This is a genomic window from Sphingomonas sp. PP-CC-1A-547, from assembly GCF_003610375.1.
In the GTDB taxonomy this organism is placed as follows: Bacteria; Pseudomonadota; Alphaproteobacteria; order Sphingomonadales; family Sphingomonadaceae; genus Sphingomonas.
Genome location: NZ_RAPZ01000016.1, coordinates 95,473 through 114,707 on the forward strand (window position 1 = coordinate 95,473; position 19,235 = coordinate 114,707).

Here is a 19,235-nt window from a genome sequence, read left to right on the forward strand (position 1 = left end):
AGTCATCGGCGGCGGCGTGCTCCATCCGTCAGCGTCTTAGCGGCTGTGTCTTGCAGTTGCGGGACATTTCGTGTGGCGGTTCCGACGGACGGGTCGACGGTCGTGATCGCGAGGATGCCGCCGCGGAGCAAAGCGGCATGGTCGACGCGGAAGTCGGGCAGGGCGCGCCCGTTCAGGCTGGCGCGTGCGATCACGCCCTCCTCCGGTCCGTCGCGGCGGATCGTCAATCTGCGTCCGTTACCGAGATCGATATCGGACCGCGCGAACGCCGGTGTCGTCACGACATACCACGGCTCGCCCGGCACCAGCGGGTACAGGCCGAGTGTCGCGAACACGTACCACGCGGTCATCCCGCCGGCATCGTCGTCCATTCCGTCGGCAAACCCCTGCGGCGACAGCGCGAAGCTGCGCCCGACGAACGGCACCGGCAGCTTGCCGCTGTTGGTATAGGGATGCGCGATCGGCCGGTTGAGGATCGTGTGGATCAGGTCGGCGGTGGCTTGCGGCTGGCCCAGCACGGCGAACATCCATGGGACCTGGATGTCGGGCTCGTTGGTCATGTTGAACAGGCCGGCATCGAAGAAATGATGCAGCTCGCCGAGTAGCCGCTCGCGGCCGACCGTCGCGGTCATCCACGGCAGGTCGAAGATCGGCGCCCAGCGATATTGCCACAAGGTGCCCTGATACAGCCCGCGCGCCTTGACCACGTCGCCATCCGCACCCGGCGTCTGGAACACTGATCGCCACATCGGGCGGTAGCTTTGCGCCTTGGCGGTGAAGATCCGCGCGAGATCGGTGCGGCCGAGATCGCGCGCGAGTTCGGCGGTCGCCCAATCGTCATACGCCGCCTCGATCTGCTCGTCCGGCGTGCCGCGCTTAAGCGTGTCGCTGTCCGCTACCATTCCCGTCAGCGCGGCGTCCGCGTCGAACGCGATGCCCTTGCGGTGCATGTCGAGCAGCGCGATCCCGGCATGCTCGGTGCGGACCGTCAGGAACGGTTCGTGCGGGGTCGACCATTGCGCTTTGCCGCCCGCGTACAGCGCGACCAGCGACTGCGCGATATCGGCGCTGCGCTCGGGCTGGAGCAACGCGAGCAGCGCCATCTGGGTGCGGTAATTGTCCCACAGCGACCAGTTGGCGTAGCGCGTCCGGCCCTTGGACGAGGTCTGCACCGTGCCGTCCTTGTCGCGGTGGCGCCCGTCGGGATCGTCGATCGCGACCGGGGTTTCCATGACGCGGTAGAGCGACGTGTAGAACAGCGCGCGCTCGTCTTGCGAACCGCTAAGCGCGACACGGCCGAGGATGCGGTTCCAGGCGGCGCGCGTTTCGCTTGCGACGGCGGCGAGGGACTTGCTGGCGACTTCCGTGTCGCGAACCGATGCCGCACCGCGTCCGTCGACGGTCGAAAGCCCGGTGCGGATTTCGATCGCATCGCCCGCTTTGCCGGTGAGGTGCAGCGTCGCCAGATCGCCCCCACCGGCGGTCAGCGTTTGGTGGATGGGTCGTCCGTTGACGAGTATCCGGCTGGCGGCATGGAGACGATAGGCGCCCTGATCGCAGACCGTGCCGGCGACGAGATCGGCGCGGAGATCGTCGCCGGTCAGGCTCGTCCAACTGGCTGCCAGCCGCTTCGAATAGCTGTGCCGCGGGTCGATCCGCAGGTCGACCGCGCCGGCGCGAGGCAAGGTGAAGCGCAACACGCCCGCACCCCGCGTCGCCGCCATCTCGGCGAGGATTCCGCCATCGTAGCGGACACGGTAGATGCCGGGCCGAGCTGTTTCGCTGCGCTTGTCGATCAGCGCGGGACCGCTGGCGCCGGCATAGCGCAGCGAGATCATCAGGTCGCCACCTGCACCACCGCAGCCCACACCGACGCCGCGGGTGTGTGAAAAGCCAAGTAATGTGGTTGCGGCGTGATCGTAGCCCGCGTGGTTGGCCGGGCTGGTGTCGGGGCCGAGCTGCATCATCCCGAACGGCGCGACTGCGGCGGGGGAGAGCTGTCCGAAGTCGGCGAGCGTGCCGACGAACGGGTCGACGAGGTCTGCGGGGGTTTCTTGTGCGGTGAGGGCGGTGGGGGTGAGGAGAAGGCCGAGGAGGAGCGGGTAGCTCAGCCACCCTTTCGTAGACCACCCCGGCGAAGGCCGGGGCCCAATTGGAAAGGTCGGCGTAACGGAGCGCGATCCGCTGTTACAGCCGTCCCCCAATTGGGCCCCGGCCTTCGCCGGGGTGGTGGTGCGTGTGTGCATCTCGGATGCGTGCAGGGAATACCGGCTCATGGATCGAGAGGATCGCGCGGATCCTGTCGCAGCGATAGCCGCGACGGGTGGAATTCGAGGTCGTAGATTGACAGCCGCTGCCCAACCGCGCCCGGCGAATACCCCAGCTCCGTACGGTTGCGATCCGAGAACGTCGGGCTCTCGATGTATTTGCTCTGCTCGGCGTCGGTCACGATCAGCGTCGGCCGATCGAGCGGAATGCCGAGCGCCACCATCCGCCGCGTCGCGTTGCGCAGGTTGGTCGTGGTATGCCGCGCATACGGTTCAAGGATGACGCGGTCGGACGGGATGCCGTAGCGCTCGACCAGTGCGCGGCGGATCTCGACCGCCTCGACGAACCGCGTACCGCGCGGGTGCACCGCGCTGCCCGAAACGAGGATAAACGGCGCGAGACCCTGGCGATAGCGTTGTGCCGCGAGCAGCGCGTGGAGCTTGCTGCGTGGGCTGAGCGTGGTGCCGACGTCCTCGGGGCCGACGCCGGGGACGATCAGTAGCGAATAGCGGAACGCCTTCCAGTCGGTCCGCGCCGCCAACGCACGCGCGCCTGCATTCTCGCTTTGGTCGAGCGGTTCGAACCGCGTCGCTGCCACCGCGTCGTTGGCATCGAGCAACGCCACGGCGAGACGCACGCTCGCCGCGATGGTCGCGGGCGGCGCATCGGACGCGGCACGCGCGGTATCGATCGCGACCTTGACGCTGTCGGCAAAGAACGGCGTGCCGGTCGCGAAGATCGGTCCGTCGATCTTGGGATAGCGTCCGGCCAAGCCAAGGCCATAGACGTGCAGCACGACATTCACCCCGTCCAGTTCCTGGTCGAGCGCCACCGCTACCGGCAGGTCCGCATTCGCCTTCACCGATCGCAGAGCGCCAGTTGTCGCCAACTTTGCCACTATCGCCCGGTCCTGATCGGTCCAGATCGTCGCCTCGACCACGCAAGCAGGCACATCGGCGCACGCGGAAATCCGTCGCGCCCGCGCATCGAGCACCCCCGCCGGCGAACGCCCCAACGCGCCGAGCATCGGAAACAGCCGTTCCGACAACGTATCGACGACCGTGTCGCTAACCGCCATCGGTGCAGGCGTCTCCGCCCACACCGGTGCAGCCGCGGTTATCGCCAGCGCCGCCATCATCATACGCAGCCCCGTCACCAGGACTTGCTGACCACGAGGCGGACGTTGCGACCGAAGATCGGACGGCCGTAGATCGCATCGGCAGTGCCCTGGCCGCTCAACAGGTCGGTACGCGTATTGCCTTCGGTCAGGCCCTTCGCGTTGAACAGATTGTCGCCCACGACCTGCATCTGCCACGTGTCGTGCGCCAGCGTGATCCCCGCTCCGACCGTCTGGTAGGAGGGGAGGGCGGTGTTGTTGAAGAAGTCGACATAGCGTTTGCCGGTATATTCGTAGCGGCCGTACAACTGCACCGAATTGCCCGAGACGTCGAAGTCTACGGAGGGTCGGATGTTGCCGTAGATTTTGGGCTCGCGGACGATCTGGTTGCCCTCGACGTTGCCCGCGCTCGCGCCGTTGGCATTGACGAGGCTCTTATACTGCGGATCGCTGATCGTCAGCGCGCCGGTGACCGCGAAACCGTGCGGCAGCGCGAGGTTGCCGTCGATCTCGATGCCCTTGATCTCGGCCTTGCCGACGAACGGCACCGACTGGTCGTTGCGGCCGGTGACCGGGTCGAGCGCGACGAACGACGCGTTGAGCGGATTGTAGCGTGTGTAGAAGCCGATCAGGTACAGATACGACCGGCCGAATGCGGCCTTGAGACCGACTTCGTACTGGTTCGCCTTCGACGTGATGATCGTCGGGTTGATCTGGTAGGTGACCTGCGTCGATGGCGGCGTTTCGAGATGCGACGCGCGGGCATAGGCGCCGAGATGCTGCGTGACGTCGTAGTTGATCCCGCCGGTCCAGTTGGTGATGCTTGGGCTCAGCTTCGAATTGATGATCTGGCCGGTGAACGCGCGGACCGCGTTGTCGGCGAGCGTATTCGGGTCGCCGAGGTTGGCGGCCGTCGTTGCGAACGCATAGCCCTTGAAGCTGTAGCGTTCATGGCGGATGCCGCCGTCGAGGGTCAGGCCCTTGACCAGTTCCCACGTGTCGTTGGCATAGAGCGCGTACATCGAGGCGTCGGTGTTGCCGCGGTTGAGTGTGGTCGTATAGCGCAGCACGCCGTTGTCGGTGACCGAGCCGACCGCCTGGCCCGCGGCGTTGTAGGCGATCAGGTCGAGCGTGCGCGGCTTGCCCTTCACCTCGAGCAGATAGTCCTGGTACGCGACCTCGTTGGTCTCGCCGTACAGGCTGCCATACACGCCGACGCGCAGGTCGTGCGTGCCGAACCCGGTCGCGATCGAGCGGGTGACGCTCAGGTCGCCTTGTGTCGAATAGTATTTCGAGACGACGTCGCGGAACTGCGCGGGGACAACCAGGCCCGACGCGGTGTTCGGGTCATAGACCTCGGCGCCATTGGTGCCGGCGATCGCATAGCCGAGCCGGGTCACGCCCGCGCCGAACGCGGTCCGCGCGGCGCCAAGGCTGCTGGCGGCATAGGCGTTGGCGTCCGAAGGGTTGCTGGTCGAGTACAGCGCGTTGAAATGGAGCTTGCCGACGCTGACGCCGCCCTTCGCCGCGACCTTCCAGCCGTCGTAGTCCGCGTCATACTGTACGCCGACGTTGCCGAACTGGGTGTGGCGGCCATTGCCGAGATCGGCGTCGACGTTGCGCGTCGTGCCGTCGGCCTCGCGGAAGCGGATGTTCGCGTTGCGCAGCGCAGGCGAGTTCATCGTGCCGCTGAAGAAGTCGATATACTGGTTGAGGGACTTGCTCGGATCGCGCGGGTCGGCGGTTGGGATCGGTAGGTAGAACACATTGTGGTCGTTCAGGTAATTGCCCGACACGCGCAGGGATCCGTTGCTGAAGTCGTGCTTGATGTTGGCGCGGATCTGGCCGCCGCGATCGTTCGGGAAGCCGTTGTCGCGGTAGCCGTCGTGGCGGCGGAGGAACCCGCCGATCGCGTAATAGGTCGAGTCGTCGATCGGGCCCGCTTGGTACCCGTCGAGCCGGTAGAGGCCGGTGTTGCCGAGCGTGACCTGCGCCTTGCCGCGCGTCGTATCGGTGCCCGACACGGTGATGTTGTTGACGATCGCGGCGGCATAGCTCGCATAGACCGGGGCAGGGCCACCGCGCACGACCTCGACGCGCTGCGTCATCAGGTCGAACCGGTTGATGCTGTCGCCGCGGAAGAAATTGCCGTCATTCTCGTGGAACAGCGGCAGGCCGTCCTGCTGGAAGGTGACTAGGCCGCCGTCGCTGGGCAGGCCGCGCAGGCGGATGATGTTCTGGACCTCGCCGCCGGTATTCTCGACCGCGAACCCGGGCAGCTTGCCGAGCAGGTCGGCAAAGTTGATCGGGGCGAGCTTCTGGATGTCGGCGTTGCTGAGCGAATTGACCGCATAGGAGACGTCGAAGCGGCGCTGCTGGCGCGCGGACCCGGTAACGATGATGTCACCGCCGCCGGCGTCAGGTGCTGCGGCGTCGGGACCGGTTGCTTCCGGGGCTGCATCGGCAGGCGGCGTGGCGGGGGCGGTCTGGGCCCAGGCCGGCGACTGCGCCGCAATGCTCATCGCGATAAAAGCGCAACCCGTGCGCAAGCCAAATTTGGTCATCTGTTCGTCCCCAGCCCTGTTCGATGCCCCGCCGCTGAACGCCGAATGTGACGATTTTAATTAATTTCACGAAATAAACTAATCGAGTTATCGGACGCGGTAACGGAGTACGGTCATGTCCTACGCGAAGCTGAGGCTCGATGATGACGAGCGGCGGATTATGCAGGTCCTCCGGTCGGTCGGCGCACGGTCGCGCAGGCAGCTCGCCGCCGATCTCGCGATGAGTGCGTCGAAGCTGACCCGGCTGTCGAGCAACCTGCTGGCGCATGGACTGATCGAAGAGTGTCCGAGTTCGGAGCCGATGACGCCAGGCCGGCCCGCAGTGCCGCTCCGCATCTCGCCCGACGCGGGTTATTCGGTCGGCGCGATGCTTCACCGCGGACTGATGGAGGTGGCGCTCGTCGATTATGCCGGCGGCGTGATCGCGCACAGCTCCCAGCCGTTCGACGATCCCGATCCGCGCATCTTCGCCGCGCGCGTAACGGCGTCGATGCACGACATGGCGATCGAGAACCGGTTGCTCGGACGGCGATTGCTGGGGGTCGGGATCGGCGTCCCCGGGTCGTCGCTATCGCCCGAGGGCAATCGGCGCTGGACGGTCGACAGCCTGGCCGCATGGCGCGGGATCGACCTGAAGACGCTATTCGAAGAGCATATCGGGCACCGGATCTGGATCGAGAACGACGCCAACACTGCGGCGCTCGCGGAATATTATGTCGGCGGGTTGATGCGCCGGTGTTCGACCGCGGTGGTGATCCTGCTCGGTCACGGGATCGGCGCGGGGATCATCGTCGAAGGCCGTATTCTGCGCGGGGCGATGGCGAGCGCGGGTGAGATCGGCTGCCTCTATCCGACGAACGAACCCCGTCCTTCGACGCTGGATCTGCTCTCCACCTTACGCGACGAGGGGTGCGCGATACACTCGTTGGTGGACTTCGACGAAGTCACTGCGGGATATGAAACGGTCGTCGATCGATGGGTGCGGCGCGCGGCGAAGCAGATCGAACCGATCATAAACTGGGGCGTCGCGTGGATCGACCCCGGCGAGTTCGTGATTTCCAGTCCGCTTCCGGCGCCCATCCTGCAATCGCTGGTCGATCATATCGATTTCGGCGCGATGCACATCGGCGACCATTGTAGCGAAATGCCGCGCGTATCGGTCTCGACGCTGGAAGGCAGCGCGGCGACGATCGGCGCTGCGCTGCTCCCCATCCACGCCACCGCGGTGCTGTAGACACGCGTCGAACAGGAGCGTGACAGCCGCCGACCGGCGAACGAGCCGGTCCGCTGTCGAACGCTGAGATGGTGTAAGCCGCCGTCGTTCAGACGTCGGCAGCGGCAACTGTACCGCTGATGCCAACCGTTTGCCGGGTCCGTGTGCGATCTCGCAACCCGTCGTTCGCCACGCAGCGGCATTATGACGGATAGTGACGATTCGGATAAAGCTTCGAAGCAAAGCTCAACATACCGTCGAATATTGATCGGCTCACGCGTGACAAACGACGTTGCGTGGCTGACCAACGATCTGATCCCCTATCGTCCTTATCGGCACCGCTACGTTCTGGCCTTGATCAACGAGCCCGTATTCCACGGTGTTGCTGTGCCCGGTGGCGATAGTTGAACCGCCATGCGGTTTGCTACCTGTCTCGCCGTTGTGTCGATCCGAACGTCATCTCAAAGTACAGTCCCTTGCTACCGGGCCCACACGCGACGTCGAGCAGGCCAAGATGCGCACGTGCTACGCGGTCGACGATCGACAGGCCGATTCCCGAGCCTTCTGACCGTGATCCGTCACCGCGCCAGAAACGGTGCTTGAGCCGGGCGAGATGCTCGGGCGCCACGCCAACGCCGCCGTCGATCACACCGATACGTGCACCCGGGCCGACGCGCACGACGATCGCGGTGCCGGGGGCGGTATGGCGCACAGCGTTGTCGACGAGATTCTTGAGCGCGAGGAGTATGGCGCCAGGATAGCCGATGCTCCCGGTATCCGCTGACAGGTCCTCCAGCGCGATCGTTCGGCCGGCTGCAAGGTTGCCGGGTGCACGACTGGCGACGACCGCTTCCGCCAAGGCAACAAGGTCGAGTGGTTCGCCGGCATACTCGACCGGCCGTTCGAGGTCGGCGAGCGCGAGAAGTTGCGCTACGACGCGGGCGGCGCGGTCCACCGATGCGAGCAGCGGGTCCTTCACGGCCGCGTCGTCGACCGCGTCGGCCCGCAGGCGGATTACGGCGAGCGGCGTGCGCAGTTCGTGCGCGATGTCGGCCGCGAATGGAGCCTGCGTCCGGAACCCGTCCTCAAGCCGGTCGAGCGCCTCGTTGGTCGCGGCGGCGAGCGGCTCGACCTCGGACGGCAGCGTGCCGCGCGGCAGGCGCGTGTCCAGCGCGCGCGGGCCGATCGCGGCGGCGGTCGCGGACACTGCCTGCATCCGTCGCGTCAGTAGTGCCCTGATCAAGGCCACCAGCCCGGCGATCGGCAGGCATCAGCCGTTGCGAGGCGGTTTAGTTTGAGACGACACGTCATAGGGTGGCAACACCGCTTCAACGGCTACCGCGCCGGTCTCGCTCGCTGCAGTGAACTAACCGCTGGAGGATTAGGGGAAGGACGCGGCGAGACATTGCAACGCGGCCGCGTAATAGTCGGTGGCGAGCGTATCGGGGGCGTGCGTGCCGAGCGTCCGGCTCACCACCGCGCGACCGCCGACGGACAGGGAGTATTCGGCAACCTGCCCCGACACCACGTCTGTCCAGGCAGGGATGCTGTCCGCGGGCATCGATCGCCACCAGGATCGGATCGGCTCGACCAGTGCGCTGCGGCCCGACACGCTGGCGAACAGCGGCACGCGGATGGCATCAAAACCGAACCGTGGCGGCTTATCCGCGGCGGGCGAGATCGCGCCGGTATTCGAGACGTCGATCCAGTCGGTCGGCAGGCGATGCGCGCCGAACCGGGCCGCGGCGATCAGAGCCTCGCCGTCGGTGATGACCCGTCGCCAGACCGCCGCGTTGCCGGTCTTCGCGAACAGGTCGAGCGCCGGCCAGACGTAATAGCAGGGGTTGATCGTCGTTCGTGCCGCGGTCGAGAACCCGTCCAGGCCGGGCAATAACAGCATCCGCCCGCCGACCGTCTTGACGAGGCGGGTGGCGATGGCGTCGACGATTGTCTGCGACCGCGCGGCATAGCGTGGCTCACGCCACTTGTTCGCCGCCTTTGCCAGTGCGTAGGCAATGAGCAGGTCGCCATCGGTTGCATTGTTGCGATCGGCGGTTGGATTGGCGGCGCGCGCATCGTAGCGCCAGACGTAGAGCGCGACATCCGGCCGGGCGAGTTTCGCTTCGATCCAGGCTAGAATCTTGTCGAATGCCGCTCGGTCGCCCGCAGCCTGGGACAGCAGCAGGCCATAGCTCTGGCCTTCGCTGTGGCTGACGCCGCCATTGCCGTTATCGATGATCCGCCCATCGTCGGCCATGAACCGCTGTTTGAAGCTTGCCCAGTTCACGCCGTTTGCCGCGCCGGTCGCTGGCAGGGCCGGGGGCTCGATCGCCGCGCTGTTCTCGGTGGCGAGTGCCCTGTCGTCCGGTGCCCGTGCCTTGCTGCATCCGGCGATGGCCAGACCGGCCATTCCCGCCATGACGTGTCGACGATCAACGTCCATGCTTCAGTCGTGCCTCCGTATCGCTCCACCACAGGGTGCGTGTCGTTAGATCGGCACCGCTGCCGAGCGTATGCAACCAGGCGTCATACGCCCCCTCCAGCAACGGTCGCAGGGTCTGTTCGGTTGCACCGCCGAGGACCGGTGCCAGCCGACGAGCAAAGCCGGTATGCGTGATCAGCAGGCCGTCCTCGGCCAGTTCGAACCGCACTTCGCCGCAGTCGTGCTCACGCCACAACCGGTTGATCGAGGCGGCGAGCGCAGCGATATCCTGCGCGTCGCCGACCGGATGCGCGCCTGCGATCCGTGCGCCGACCGCGCGAAAGAACGCGCGTCGCTGCGCCGTGGTGGCGCCGCCACCGACTTCGGCGATGATGCTGCCCAGCAACAGGGAGGCGGCAGTGGTTTCGGTCGCGTTGTCGGTGGACCATTCACTCATCGCGTTCATTTGGTTCCCCCCAGGGACTGGCGCAATTCGAAAGTCGATCGGTAGTCGTCATAGGTCCCGAACGTGTTCGCGCTGGCCGAGGCGCCGATCCGGGTATTCGGGTTTAGGCGATAGAACAACGATCCGTCCGCCGAAAAGGCGAAACCGGTGTTGCTCAGGCTGTCGTAATAGGAGCGGACGTCCGTGTTCCGCGCCTTCAACGCATCGAGCTCGGCCTGCGCGTTCGGATCGGTCGGATAGATCGGTGCACGATCCTGTTCGAAGCTTTGATAGCCCGGCGCGACGCCCAGGCGCCCCTCCCACCGTGTCGAGTTGTACGCGTAGCGGATCGGCAGGCTCATGCTGAGGAAGCTCTGCGGGCTGAAATACCCGCCATGGCCGTAGGTGAAGTAGTTCTGGTTGTTGTCGAACGCCTGCCAGTTGAGGTTGAGGCCGCCGGTGAGCGTCGAATGCCCGTCCCGATAGAGCGGGAGGTAGCCACCGGCATTTGCCTGGTACCCGCGGTTTCGGCGGACGTTCTCGCCAGTGTAGCGATAGCCGGAGACATCGGCGTAGACCCCCGTCCCTTCGTCGTCCCAGGACAGCGAGGCGCCGCCGCCGGTCCGCATGACCTGGCCCCAGCGTTCACCCGTGACGGGATCGCGCGTGCCGGCGTAGGACACGACGCTGTCCGTGACCGGCTCGCGCTTGACCCAGCCTTGCGCCGACACCGTACGCGAGATCTTGGGTTTCCCCGTAAAACCCCACGTCACTTCGGTATTGTCGAACCCGATCGGCGTCGATCCGACCTCGATCCGGACGCCGGGGCTGTCATATGATGCCGCGACCGCGACGCCGGACGCGTGTTGCGTATCCGCCTGCGTCAGCACGGAGGGCAGAGCGTTGACGATGCCTTGCGCCTCCGGCGTGGCGTTGCGGCCGAACCGAGCGAGCGCGGAGCCGGTCGGGCGTCCGGAGTCGATCACGACCGGTGTTGCCGAGACGGAGACGCGACCGCCGGCGACACCCGTGGAGAGCGTCGCGGTACCCGACAGTTCACGCATCTCGCTCAAACCGGTCTCGCCCGAACGCTCGCGGAAGCCGAGCTTCATTTCCGCACGGGGGCCGGTGTCGTCGCTCAGGCGAGCGATATCGTCGCGTAGGCGGATCAACGTGGCGTCGCCGCCTGCAACGCCGGCTTGAGGTACGGCGCCGTTCGAGGATGCGTAGCCGCCCGGTGCAAAGCCCGTTGGTGCCGGAACGCCGGGTGAGCCTGCGCCGTATCCGGGTGCCACGGTGAAGGCCATCGGCGTCGAAGAGCGGCCGGGCTTGGAATTCGCGATCGGCCCCGCGCTGAGTGCGAACGGGTTGGCGGCGACGATGGGGGCCTGCTCCGCCTGGCGGAAGGGATTGCCCGAGCCCATGCCCGCGGCGAACGGGTTGGCCCCGCTCAGCGTGGCACCGGTGCCGGAGCGCGCAGCATAGGCCGTTTCGGCGCGGCGCAGATAGCGTTTCGCCGCCCCGCGGTCGCCGCGGGCCTGCTCCATCTGGCCGGCAGCGGCGTAGATCTCGTAGTCGTCGGGATAGGCCGCGAGCGCGCGGTCGACGGTCGCGGTGGCGACGTCGTGGTTGCCGCCAGCCCCTGCGCTGCCGATCAAGCCGATCAGCGCGCCCTTGTCTCGTGGATTTGCGGCGAGCACCATCTGATACGTCTGTGCAGCCTGCGACGGCATGTTGCCCGACTGGTACAGCCGGCCGAGCGCCCCCAGCACGTCGGCATTGCCTGGCGACGCGGCCCATGCCTGTTGCAGCAGGTCGAATGCCTGCGCGTTCTGGCCTGCCAGCCGCATCCGGTCCGCTTGCGACGACGCGGCAATCCCTTCGAGCCTTGCGATTGCTGGCGCTGCGGAGGCAGACCGCGCCGAAGCCGTTCGCGCGCGGTCGATGGCGCTGGCGACTGCGGCGTCCTGTCCGGTACGAGCCAATACGCGGACGATCGGCTCATAGTCCGCTGCCGTCGCCGGGCTTGCGGCTAGCGCACGCTCGGCAAGCGGAACGGCGCCGGCCTGATCGCCGAGATCGTTCAGCCCCCCGGCGATCGACGCGAGCGACGCTGCGCTGAGCGTGGGAGTCATGCCGATCTGGCGCAGGGTCGCGATCGCTTCGCCGCCGCGACCTTGCGCCGCGATCGCCTTGGCCCGTGCGACGGCGGAGTCCACCGCGATCTGTGCCTCGAAACGGCGGATCGCCGGCGTTTTCTGCGCTTCGGTCAGTCGCGACAGCAACGACGTCGCCTGCGCCTGTCGACCGCGCTCGTTGTGGAGCATCGCCGCCGCGTACAAGGCGTCGGCGGTACCAATCGTCTGGATCGACTGGATCAGCGCCTCGGCCTCGGGCGCACGGCTCTGCCCGATCATGTACCGCGCATATTCGTAGCGGATCCACGGGTCCGCCGGATCGAGCATGAGCCCGCGCTGGAACAGGGCATCCGCCTTCGCCGGATCGCCGTGCGTGGCCGCCTGCAACGCGTCGTTGCGCACCACGCGGCTTTCGAGTTGTGCCGCGCTGCCGCCGGCGGATCCCGCCTGGCGTGCCAGATCGGCGGAGTCCGCATAGCGACCCTGGCGTTCGTAGATGTCCGCCAGCAACGCCAGTGCGGGGCCGCGATCCTTGACGCCGGTACGCGCGAGGGCCTCGGCCTGGGTCTGTGCGCCGACGACATCGCCGGCCGCGAGCCGCGCGCGGGCGTCGTCGAGCCCGGCGTAGAATTGCGCGGATGCCAGGGCTTCCGACCAGCGCGCCCGGTTGCCGCGTGCCGAAGCGCGCAACAGGAGTTCGGCGGACTCTGCGAAGCGCGACTGTCGTAGCCGAACGACGCCGAGGCCACCTGCCGCGTCGGCATCGCTACGGTTGTTCGCCAACGCTGCCTCGAACTGGCGTTGCGCCTGCGCGAGATCGCCCTGTTCGAGCGAGCGGAAGCCTGCCGCGCGCGAATCGCCGCCGCGGTCGGATGGCGTCGGTGCTGCTCTGCGGGCCGGGGCTGGAGCTGGAATCGTCCGCGATGCGGTGGAAGGCGCGGGTGCGGGACCGGTCATGCTCGCCGGAGCCTGCGCGGGCGCCCTGCTCGGTCGTGCGGCGGGTGCCGCAGACGGGGCGCTCGACGCTGACAAGGCGCGACGGGCTTCGGCGTTCGACGGATCGATCGCGAGTGCGCGGCGATACGCGGTCCGCGCAAGGTCGGCTCGGCCACGCGACTGCCAATACCGCCCTTGCTGGACGAGCGCGCCAACACCGGCAACTTGTGCCACCGCGGGCTGGACGAGGAGCGGCGATGCGATCCCCGCGGTCAGCAGCGCGAGCGTGGTGAAGCGGATCATGCCGCGTCCTCCGACCCGAGCCGGCGACGTTGCTGACGCACCAGCAGCAGGTACAATGGCCCCGCCAGCAGCAGCGCGATCAGCAGCCCGCTGAGCGCCATCAGCAACGGCCGCTCGCTGAACCACCAGCCGATCCGCATCCACATCGGCAGCGATCCCGACCAATAGGTCTGGCCGACCGCGAAGCTGCGCATGCCCTCGCCATTGGTCACCGACAGGTCACCCTGGACCTGCGCGTTGATCCGCTGTTCGGCGAGACCCTGAACCAGTTCGGGCAGGTCGGCGGTATTGGTGCTCATCACCGCCACCACCGTCCGCGCCGCATCATAGGGCGAGCGGAAGCTGACGAACCCGTCAAACCGTTCGGCCGTGGTCAGGAACGCGTTGGTCTCGCCGACGTCGCTCGCGCCATAGGGCGAGATCAGGCCGAACACGCGTTCGATCGGATTGCGTTCGACCAAGCGCAGTCTGCCATTCTCGATCCGCACCGGCGCACCGGCGAACAGCGCGGTCGCGCCGGCGGTCCGTGGAATGCCGATGACCAGCACGTCATGGCCTTCCAGCCGGTCGCCGTCCGAGGCCTGCGTGACGGTAACGCCCGTGGTGGCGGCACCGGTCGAGTCGCCGAAGCGGCCCATCATCGCCAGGAATGCCTCGACGATACCCAGGTCGGGCGAGGCGGGGACGACGACGACGGTCTCGGCAAGGTCGGGGCTGATGGTGAACGGATAGCCTGCGTTCGCGAAGGTCGCGAGGCTCGGCATGCGCTGCGCATGATAGGCGTGCGTCAGGTCGATCGCGCTGTCCGGGTCGATCGCGACATGGACGTTCTCGGGCAGCGTGCCCTCGCACTTCTTCTTGGTGCCGAGGATCAGGTTGTAATCGAAGATCAGCTCGTTCTGGCCGAACAGATTATAGTTCGGCAGTTCGACCTTGGCACGAGCCTGGCTCGACGATGCGCCGTCCTGACCGCCGATCAGCGCCTTCCACCACGCCGCGCCGGCGAGCGGGAGCGTCCGCAGATACTGGTTGTTGATCGAGATATCGAGCCGTGAAGCCCGACGGTCGAGCCATGTCGCCGACGGATAGCGATAGCGCAGGTCGAGCGATGCGCCGCCCCGTGGCCAGAAGAACAGGTCGGGTGCGGTCCGGAACGCCGCGGTGAGCGGGCCCGGTGGCAGACCGACGCCTTGCAGCGCGCGGGGGTCCATGATCTCGCCCAGTTTGACGGCACGGTCCGAGCGGAGCCAGCGGGGTGCGGCGTAGCGCGCATAGGTCGGGATGCGGACACCGTCGAACGACGCCGCGGCGCCACCGATCGTGCCACGGCCCGTGGCGAGCGCGGCGGCGGCGAGTTTCAGTTCGCGCTCGTCGCGGCCCATCACCAACAGCAGCTGGCCGAAACCGTCGAACGGGTTGCGGATCACCTGGGCCGATGGCCCGGCGATGGTGGGCACGTAGTTGCCGACGCGCATACCGGGACGCAGGAAGACGATCGCGTTGCCGCGCGGGATGCGGCCATAGCTCGGCTTGAACGCGAACCCGCGATAGCTGGCGAGCCGTCCGAACCAGGATGCGACGCTGGCCGCGGCCTCGAGTTCGCCATTCGACGGCGCCGCACCGAACACGAACGGCAGGTTGAGCGGCAGATTGTCGGCGCGATCGAAGAATGGCGACGGCAGCCGTGCAAGGTCCGGCCCGAGCGGCAGGCGCTGGATCGTCAAGTCGAGCGCCGAGCGCGTATTGCTGACGTTCGCCCAGAGCGAGCTGTGGAACGGATCCTCGCAATCGCGGGTGTAATGACCGATCAAGCGCAAGTTAAGCTGGTTGTCGCCTGGCAGGAACAGCGCGGGATTGACCGCCATGGTGAGTTGCTGGCCGCCGGCACCGTCGGGCGTGAGCCGAACGGTGCGGACGACTTCGCCGTTCAGGATCACGACGAACTGGCTGAGATCCGCCAGCAGTGCGGGCGACCAAGCGAGCGCGAGCGTCAAATTGGCCGCCGTGACGACCTCGTTGCTGCGAAGCCCGAACGGGATCGCAATCTCGCCGCGCGTGCCGGCGAGCCGGATCGCGCTACGGATGCGGAGGTCGCGCAGTGTGAGACGCTCCTGGCGGATACCGCCCAGTGCTTCGGGTGCGGACACCGGTACGGCCGGCGCCTGAGCCGCGACCGGCTGCGGCAGGCCGACGCTCATCACCAACGCGGCGGCGGCAAGCGCTGCGGTTGCGGCCTTCAGTCGAGTGCGTTCGCGACGGCGTTCGGCACGGTTGAAGCCGAGCAGGCGTTTCAGCGTGACGAGATCGACGACCAGAATGTCTCGGAGCGATCGCAGCGTCGAGATCGGAGCGCGTGGCGCCTCCGGTTCCCAGGCATCGTTGCGGCCCATGACGGCGCGGACGAGTTGACGTAATTGAAGCATGTCGAGTTCCAGAAACCGCATGGTGGCCATGTTCTTGTCGACGCGTTGCGTCTGGACGGGGAGGGTGAGGATTTCGTCACCCATCGGCAGCGCGACGTGCGTGACCTCACGGTCGGCGAGCGTGACGCCGGGTGGCGCGGTGATCGCAAGTCCGCCCATCGACAGATCGATCGTCTCCGCATCGACGACGTGGCCGTCGGCGAAATAGAGCGTCGCCGGCAACTGGACGGGGATGCGGATATATTCGCGGACCTGCCGCGTCTCGCGCGCGACCGATACGGCCGCGAGCAGGATGACGAGGCTGAAGACCGCCCACACCGTGTTCAGCACCAGCGTATCGCCCTGGATGTTGAACAGATGCGCGAAGAAGAAGTATTTGACGCACCCGAAGGCGATCCCGAACAATACCAGCCCGATGCAGATCAGGTGTGGGCGCGCAGTCGCGGTGTCGAAATGCGTCTTGTCCAGCAGCGAGCCCTTGTCGGTGACGTTGAACTTGCCACCGTGCGGCCGGAACAGCGTGACGACGGTCGGCCTGACGAGGTGGAATGCGAGGATCGTCTCGTACACTTCGCCCCAGAACGGCCGGCGGTCGCCGCCCTGTAACCGCCCACCCGATACCTGCGCGCAGTAGAGATGCGCGGCGGCGTAGGCGAAGATCATACCGGCGGAGGCGTGGATGATGTTCTCGCCAAGGATAAGATACGCCAGTGGGCTGGTCAGGAAAGCGATGCGCGGCAGCGGAAACTGGAAATGCAGCATCGCGTTCAAGTAACAAAACCGCTGCTGAAGGCTGAGCCCGCGGCCGAACAGCGGATTGTCGATACGCAGGATCTGCGTCATCCCTCGCGCCCAACGGATGCGCTGGCCGATGTGGAGCACCAGCCGCTCGGTGGCGAGTCCAGCGGACAGGCGGATACCGAGATACGCGGTCGACCAGCCCATGCGTTGCAGGCGCAGCGCGGTATGCGCGTCCTCGGTCACGGTCTCGAACGCGAACCCATTGGTGTCGGCAAGCGCCTCGCGACGGATGATCGCGCACGATCCGCAGAAGAAGGCGGCGTCCCACAGATCGTTGCCGCGCTGGACCGCGCCGTAGAACAGGTCGCCCTCGCCTGGCAGGTCGCGAACCGAGCCCAAATTGCGCTGGACCGGATCGGGCGAATAGAAGTGATGCGGCGTCTGGACGAGCGCGAGTTTCTTGTCGCGCTGGAACCAGCCGACCGTCATCTGCAGGAAAGCGCGCGTCGGCACGTGATCGCAGTCGAAGATCGCGATCAACGAGCCTTCGGTGTTCGACATCGCCGCGTTGAGGTTGCCCGCCTTCGCATGGTTATTGTCGGCGCGCGTAATGTAGCCGCAGCCGACCGATCGCGCGAACGCCCGGAATTCTGGCCGGCGACCGTCGTCGAGCAGATAGACGTGATACCGATCGCGCGGATAATCCATGTCGAGCGCCGCGAGCACGGTCGTCCGGACGATCTCCAGGCTTTCATTGTAGGTCGGGATATAGACGTCGACGGTCGGCCATTCGTGCGGCTCGCCCTCCGGCTCGACCGACTGGCGATCGAGCGGCCAAGCGGTCTGGAGCACGCCGAGCGCGAGGATGACCCACGCGTAGAGCTCGGCGAGGTACAGTCCCATGCCGAGCACCGTGCCCAGCGCGCTTTCGAATTCGAGCGTCGCCGTGGTCCGCCAAAACAGATAGCGCGTCGATACGACCAGCGACAGCAAGGCGAGCACCAGCGTCCCGCGACGCGACTTCGATCGGCCGAGCACGATCGCGCCCAGGATCGATACGCCCGCGAAGATCCACTGCGACTTCAGGTCGAGCGGGACGGTGACGACGACCAGCGTCAACAGCGCCGCGAGGACGATGCCGAGCGTATCGGCGCGAAACACCTTGCGGACCCATCCGCGCGTCATTCTGCCGGCTCCGACACGGCGACGAGGCCGCATCGCGCCTCGATCGCGATGGTCATCGCGGCAAGATCGGGGAGCACCACGCTCTGCTTGGCGTAGCGCGCGATCGGCTGGAACGACGCCAGCGCCTCGTTGACCGCCTCGTCGCGGCGGACCGTCGCGATCAGATTGTCGCCGAACAGTGCGCGCAGGAAGATCTGCGAATGACGTGACAATTTTCGCGTGTCGTCGACTTGGTTGAGCACGAACACGGTCTGTTCGAGGTCGATCGTCGGTGTGCCCGGCTGGACCTTCGCCAACGCCGCGAGCGATGTCGGTTGCGGCACGAGCGTGCACAGGTGCAGCGCGGCGTGCGGCAACAGGCTGGTCTTCAACGCGAGGTCCGCAGAGGCGATATCGGCGATCACGATCCGCGCGCTATCGAACGGCGACGTGCCCGACCGCGCGATCAGGCGCCCGAACGCGCCGCTCTGGACGGCAGCATAGCCCGACAGCAACTCGACGCCGTCGACGACGATGCCTTCGGTCGTGGCATCGGTCATCGCCGGAATTTCCTGCGCCGGGAGCATCCCGAAGAACAGCTTCAATGCGTCGGCGTGCGTGAAATCGATCGCGGAGACGTCGTGCCCCCGCGCGGCAAGGCCGAGCGCCAGGCGCGCGGTCAGGAACGTGGTTCCGACGCCGCCGACCGGTGAGTGGCACAGAATCAATGGCATCAACGGCGCTCCGTATGGTCGTCGGAAAGGCCGGACAGGAACGCACGCAGGCTGCCGCCCTGGCGCTGACCGGGCTCGCCGCGTACCGACAAGTCATCGTAATCGCTCAAGAAGTTCTTGGCGGGTGCCCTTTCCTCCGTCGTACGTTCCGCGCGACCGACGACGCGCTCATCCTCCAGCAATGCCGCAAACAACGGCCACGGCTCGACGTCGGCAATTGGGTCGGCGAACTGGCGATACTGGAAATCGCGCTGTCCCAGTCTTGCTAATAGTGCCTTGGCATCGGGTCGCATCGGGAACTCCTTGTTTCCGAACCCTCGCCTAAATCTTACATCAATAGGTTAATATTGGCGGTCACTTATTTCCAATTTACTATAATTCTGGTTTTCCTGTTTGATAATATTGCTAATTCTCAAAGAGATAAACGAAAATAGCGGCCTGATACATTTTAGTGAAGTCAGAATTATAGCGAGCCGTGGCTGAATAAACTGGGATCGGTCCTGACGGATCCGTGACGATAATATTTCAAGTGGTTTGGCTGTGGAATCGCCTGATCAACCGGAAAAAGATTTATATCAAATGCAGGGGCCTCGGGACGTGATGACCTGAACTGAGGTTGCTGCGTCAGCCATGTCCCCGGACTCGTTCAGTGGCATCGCCAAACCTTCGCACGAAAATGTGCGTGCTCATCAAACCCTTGTGACCATAGCGTCGGCTGGGCGGCTCCGGTGTCCGCAGGCGCTTCTAAAAATTGTCATGAAACATCG

Annotated in this window: 11 protein-coding genes; 1 reads left to right on the forward strand and 10 read right to left on the reverse strand. The window is 66.2% G+C overall.

Annotation, left to right across the window (positions count from 1 at the left end; translation table 11 throughout):
* Positions 1–2: 2 nt before the first annotated feature.
* The 3 genes from C8J39_RS17810 to C8J39_RS17820 are packed head-to-tail and all read right to left on the reverse strand — an operon-like array spanning position 3 to position 5,949.
* Entirely contained in the window at positions 3–2,276 is a 2,274-nt protein-coding gene (locus tag C8J39_RS17810; protein ID WP_243650230.1) for a glycoside hydrolase domain-containing protein, read from the reverse strand.
* The gene (locus C8J39_RS17815) at positions 2,273–3,424 is read right to left on the reverse strand and encodes a YdcF family protein (protein WP_259457575.1); all 1,152 of its coding nucleotides are present in this window, start codon (positions 3,422–3,424) and stop codon (positions 2,273–2,275) included. Before C8J39_RS17815 ends, C8J39_RS17810 begins: the two co-directional genes overlap by 4 nt.
* A complete protein-coding gene (locus C8J39_RS17820) occupies positions 3,421–5,949 on the reverse strand; it encodes a TonB-dependent receptor (protein WP_120301669.1) in 2,529 nt (842 codons plus the stop codon). The genes C8J39_RS17815 and C8J39_RS17820 overlap by 4 nt, the downstream gene beginning before the upstream one ends.
* A gap of 115 nt (positions 5,950–6,064) precedes the next feature.
* Here C8J39_RS17820 and C8J39_RS17825 point away from each other — a divergent pair, with 115 nt between their 5' ends.
* Positions 6,065–7,183: an ROK family protein gene (locus C8J39_RS17825; protein WP_120301670.1), complete on the forward strand. Its 1,119-nt coding sequence runs from the start codon at positions 6,065–6,067 to the stop codon at positions 7,181–7,183.
* Between the two features lie 403 nt (positions 7,184–7,586).
* Here C8J39_RS17825 and C8J39_RS17830 read toward each other — a convergent pair whose 3' ends face one another.
* The 7 genes from C8J39_RS17830 to C8J39_RS17860 form a co-directional block, all read right to left on the reverse strand.
* Positions 7,587–8,411 (reverse strand): cell wall metabolism sensor histidine kinase WalK, encoded by an 825-nt coding sequence (locus C8J39_RS17830; RefSeq protein WP_243650232.1) that lies wholly within the window; start codon positions 8,409–8,411, stop codon positions 7,587–7,589.
* 132 nt (positions 8,412–8,543) lie between these two features.
* Complete coding sequence (locus C8J39_RS17835; RefSeq protein ID WP_120301672.1) at positions 8,544–9,605, reverse strand: glycosyl hydrolase family 8; 1,062 nt, start codon at positions 9,603–9,605, stop codon at positions 8,544–8,546.
* Positions 9,595–10,041: a cellulose biosynthesis protein BcsD gene (gene bcsD, locus C8J39_RS17840; protein WP_132833657.1), complete on the reverse strand. Its 447-nt coding sequence runs from the start codon at positions 10,039–10,041 to the stop codon at positions 9,595–9,597. Before bcsD ends, C8J39_RS17835 begins: the two co-directional genes overlap by 11 nt.
* Positions 10,042–10,046: 5 nt before the next feature.
* Positions 10,047–13,406, reverse strand: a complete 3,360-nt coding sequence (locus C8J39_RS17845; RefSeq protein ID WP_120301673.1) for a cellulose biosynthesis protein BcsC — start codon at positions 13,404–13,406, stop codon at positions 10,047–10,049.
* The gene (gene bcsA, locus C8J39_RS17850; RefSeq protein WP_120301674.1) at positions 13,403–17,755 is read right to left on the reverse strand and encodes a UDP-forming cellulose synthase catalytic subunit; all 4,353 of its coding nucleotides are present in this window, start codon (positions 17,753–17,755) and stop codon (positions 13,403–13,405) included. The genes C8J39_RS17845 and bcsA overlap by 4 nt, the downstream gene beginning before the upstream one ends.
* Complete coding sequence (locus C8J39_RS17855) at positions 17,752–18,468, reverse strand: cellulose synthase operon protein YhjQ/BcsQ (RefSeq protein ID WP_120301675.1); 717 nt, start codon at positions 18,466–18,468, stop codon at positions 17,752–17,754. Before C8J39_RS17855 ends, bcsA begins: the two co-directional genes overlap by 4 nt.
* A complete protein-coding gene (locus C8J39_RS17860) occupies positions 18,468–18,761 on the reverse strand; it encodes a hypothetical protein (RefSeq protein WP_120301676.1) in 294 nt (97 codons plus the stop codon). Before C8J39_RS17860 ends, C8J39_RS17855 begins: the two co-directional genes overlap by 1 nt.
* Positions 18,762–19,235 lie beyond the last annotated feature (474 nt).

Excerpts from the sequence above, each read along its gene's own strand:
- C8J39_RS17810 (WP_243650230.1), bottom strand. The coding sequence starts at position 2,276 with ATGAGCCGGTATTCCCTGCACGCATCCGAGATGCACACACGCACCACC.
- C8J39_RS17820 (WP_120301669.1), bottom strand. The coding sequence starts at position 5,949 with ATGACCAAATTTGGCTTGCGCACGGGTTGCGCTTTTATCGCGATGAGC.
- C8J39_RS17825 (WP_120301670.1), top strand. The coding sequence starts at position 6,065 with ATGTCCTACGCGAAGCTGAGGCTCGATGATGACGAGCGGCGGATTATG.
- C8J39_RS17835 (WP_120301672.1), bottom strand. The coding sequence starts at position 9,605 with ATGGACGTTGATCGTCGACACGTCATGGCGGGAATGGCCGGTCTGGCC.
- bcsD (WP_132833657.1), bottom strand. The coding sequence starts at position 10,041 with ATGAGTGAATGGTCCACCGACAACGCGACCGAAACCACTGCCGCCTCC.
- C8J39_RS17845 (WP_120301673.1), bottom strand. The coding sequence starts at position 13,406 with ATGATCCGCTTCACCACGCTCGCGCTGCTGACCGCGGGGATCGCATCG.
- bcsA (WP_120301674.1), bottom strand. The coding sequence starts at position 17,755 with ATGACGCGCGGATGGGTCCGCAAGGTGTTTCGCGCCGATACGCTCGGC.
- C8J39_RS17855 (WP_120301675.1), bottom strand. The coding sequence starts at position 18,468 with ATGCCATTGATTCTGTGCCACTCACCGGTCGGCGGCGTCGGAACCACG.
- C8J39_RS17860 (WP_120301676.1), bottom strand. The coding sequence starts at position 18,761 with ATGCGACCCGATGCCAAGGCACTATTAGCAAGACTGGGACAGCGCGAT.